Origin of the sequence: Halomonas sp. B23F22_20, from assembly GCF_043496985.1 — a bacterium.
Lineage (GTDB): Bacteria > Pseudomonadota > Gammaproteobacteria > Pseudomonadales > Halomonadaceae > Halomonas.
The window spans coordinates 1-1,064 of record NZ_JBIEKH010000063.1 but is presented as its reverse complement, the minus strand read 5'-3'; the positions used below and the strand labels follow the sequence as shown (position 1 = coordinate 1,064).

The 1,064-nt window shown below is 60.0% G+C and carries 1 pseudogene; it reads right to left on the bottom strand.

From position 1 onward, the window contains the following. Positions 1–1,013 (bottom strand): annotated as a pseudogene (locus ACGTN6_RS20550) (IS3 family transposase); the annotation flags it as partial. Positions 1,014–1,064 lie beyond the last annotated feature (51 nt).

Below are 1,064 nucleotides of genomic sequence, written 5' to 3'. Positions count from 1 at the left end.
CAGGCCGAATACCGGTCGTTGCCCGGTCTGGAAGGCGATGATTTCGCCGTTATACAGATCCATGACCGGTGACAGGTAGAGCTTCTGGTCATCGACCTTGAATTCGGTGATGTCGGTCACCCATCGTTGATTCGGCCCCTGGGCCTGAAACCGACGCCGTAGCGTATTCGGGGCGGCGTAGCCCTCGGCTCCTCGATAAGCCCTATATCGCTTGGGGCGAACGAGGGACTTCAAGCCCAGCTGTTGCATCAACCGCTGGACGGTCTTGTGGTTGACCACCTCGCCTGCCTGGCGCAGCACAGCGGTGATACGGCGATAGCCATAGCGTCCCTTGTGGTGATCATAGATCGCCTGGATACGCGCCTTCAGAGACGCATACAGATCGCCAGCCCTCAGGGCCTTGAGCTGGTAGTAGAATGTGCTGCGCGGTAGCGCTGCCGCACACAACAGCAGCGCCAGTGGGTGCTCATGCCTTAACCCTTGGACGGCTTGGGCTTTTTGCCCCGTGTCGTCGCCCGCTTCTCTCGGGTCAAGGCATCGAGCTTTTTTAGATAAGCATTCTCCGCCCGCAGATATGCCAGCTCCTCGAGCAGCTCCTCATGGGAGCGCTCACCATCGGAGGGAGGCTCGGGCGGTGGAGATGGGGGCTTCTGGGGCATCGGGCGGCGTCCCGTACGTTTCGGTTCCAGGGCGGTTAGGCCACCACTATGGTACTGGCGCTCCCATCTGCCAATAGCGCCAGCGGCACGGATATCGAACAGGGCCTCAGCCTGCCGGATCGACAAGCCGTCGTGCCACATCCTTTCCAGCACCTCGCGCTTGAACGCTGGGCTGTAGTGACGGCGTGTCTGGCGCAATCCTGAAGGCCCATGCTGCCGGTACTGCTCCACCCATCGCCTGACCATGGAATAGTCCAGACCAAGCTGGTGGGCGATCACTTCTAGACCGGCATCCCCATCCAGGTATTGCTGCACCACTTGCAACTTAAACTGGTCGCTGTACTGATTCCGCATAGAAACACCCCGAAGGTTGGATTGGGTGTCCAACTTTCGGGGTGCAGTTCA